The following is a 593-nucleotide window of genomic DNA, read 5'->3' as shown; positions in this document are numbered from 1 at the left end:
GATGCTTTCTGTAATGGCATGCTCAAACATCCTTCGCTTCTTTGGATCACATAGGTAACGCATGGAAAGTTGCACCCCTCTCTCGGTGATCTTCGTAAAAATCATCGGGGTAAATTGCTTGTAGACAATTAAATGCTCTTGTTTGGCTTTTTTGAAGACCTTTTCAGCCTTTTTCAGGTCTTCATGAAGGTGTTCGTTCAGTATATCAAGTAAAATGTCCTTGGCTTTTTTAAAATCACTTCTTAGCGTAATATAAATCCTTTGCTCATTCCAGATATAATTAAAGCCTGTAGAATAATTTGCCTGAGCATCCATAAAGACCTTCCCATTTGGCACATGAATGACACGGCCTGTACTCTGATCGGCATCTACCCAGTTCCCAATTTCCAACAATGAAAACTGAAAAAGCCGAAGGTCAATGACATCTCCCTGCACCTCACCAATCTGGATTCTGTCTCCAACATCAAAGGGCTTGCGCAGGTAAATAAATGCCCAGCCAGCAATGTTTACAAAAATATCTTTTAAGGCAATGGCTATACCGGCAGACAATAGCCCCAGAAAGGTAGTAATGGAGTGAAAATTGCCAATCCACA

Annotated in this window: 1 protein-coding gene; it reads right to left on the bottom strand. The window is 41.0% G+C overall.

The window, feature by feature from the left end:
* On the bottom strand, positions 1-593 hold a 593-nt coding region (locus ADIWIN_RS18130; protein ID WP_040757715.1), incomplete at both ends, for a mechanosensitive ion channel family protein.

Origin of the sequence: Winogradskyella psychrotolerans RS-3, from assembly GCF_000427335.1 — a bacterium.
Classification (GTDB): Bacteria; Bacteroidota; Bacteroidia; order Flavobacteriales; family Flavobacteriaceae; genus Winogradskyella; species Winogradskyella psychrotolerans.
Note: the sequence above shows the minus strand (reverse complement) of the source record. Positions and strands in the feature narration are given on the sequence as shown.